1 protein-coding gene and 2 pseudogenes are annotated in these 965 nt (G+C 72.1%); all 3 read right to left on the reverse strand.

What is annotated here, in order from left to right; translation table 11 throughout:
- Positions 1-219: pseudogene (locus ADL01_RS21945) on the reverse strand (serine/arginine repetitive matrix protein 1); the annotation flags it as partial.
- 47 nt (positions 220-266) lie between these two features.
- On the reverse strand, positions 267-788 hold the full coding sequence (locus ADL01_RS21950; protein WP_053743746.1) for a Pycsar system effector family protein: 522 nt from the start codon (positions 786-788) through the stop codon (positions 267-269).
- Positions 785-965 (reverse strand): annotated as a pseudogene (locus ADL01_RS21955) (hypothetical protein); the annotation flags it as partial. The gene ADL01_RS21950 and the pseudogene ADL01_RS21955, both read right to left, overlap by 4 nt.

The raw sequence follows: 965 nt of genomic DNA on the forward strand, positions 1-965 counted from the left end.
GGTCTGGGTCGGGTACGAGGGCGGCTGGGTCTGGGTCGGGTAGGACGGTGGCTGGGACGGGTCCGGGTACTGGGGTTGCTTGGTCTGGTCCGGGTACCGGGGTGATTGGGGCGTGGCCTGGGGGTACGACGGTGCCGTCTGCTCGGGGTAGGTCGGCGGGAACAGGGGCTGTTCGGAGGGCTCGGGGTGTTCCGGTGGGGACGCGGGTGGGTGGGTCATGGTCTTCCTTCAGGTGCCGGGGACGGTGGTTGAGCGGTCCGGTGTGTTCAGCCGATGAGCAGTGAGGCGGGGAGGAGGAGCGTGCCGGTGCAGAAAGAGATCAGGCCGGTACGGATCCACTGGTGCTTGCGCGCGGCGATGCGGCTCGTCTCGGTGAGCGCCGAGGTGAGTGCGGCCGTGGGGTCGCGCTGGGTGTCGGCGAGCGCAGACTCCAGCTGGCCGATCCGTACGGCCTGTTGGATGTCGCCGAAGTAGGAGAGGGGCTGGCCCGGCGTCCAGGGTTCGGAGCGGTAGCGGGGCAGGACGGCGAGGAGCAGGGCGAACAGGGACAGCACCAGGGACGCGGCCCCGGCACCCCAGACGACGGTGCCGAAGGTGCTGAGGACGGCCGGGTTCCAGTTCCGTCCGGCGAGCAGCGCGCTGAACACACCGGCGGTCATCCCGAGCGCGGCCACCAGGACGGATGCCTTGCTGTCGGCGCGGGCGATCTCGGTACGGAGGTCCGCGAGGAGGCGCTCGCAGAGCTGGGTGACGTCGGTGGGGGTGGGGCGGGGATCGAGCGTCGTCACGTGTCGCTGCCCGCCCTGTCCTCCTTGGCCACGGCATCGGGGCCGTCGGCAGGCCCGTCCACCGGTGCGATCTGTTGCTCGGGGAGGGTCGGGGTGCTGCCGTATCCCGGGGGCGGCTGCCAGGCGGGGGCCGGGGGCGTGCCGTAGGCGCCCGGGGTCTGGGGAGCGGTGTACGGC

Origin of the sequence: Streptomyces sp. NRRL WC-3618 (genome assembly GCF_001280005.1) — a bacterium.
Lineage (GTDB): Bacteria > Actinomycetota > Actinomycetes > Streptomycetales > Streptomycetaceae > Streptomyces.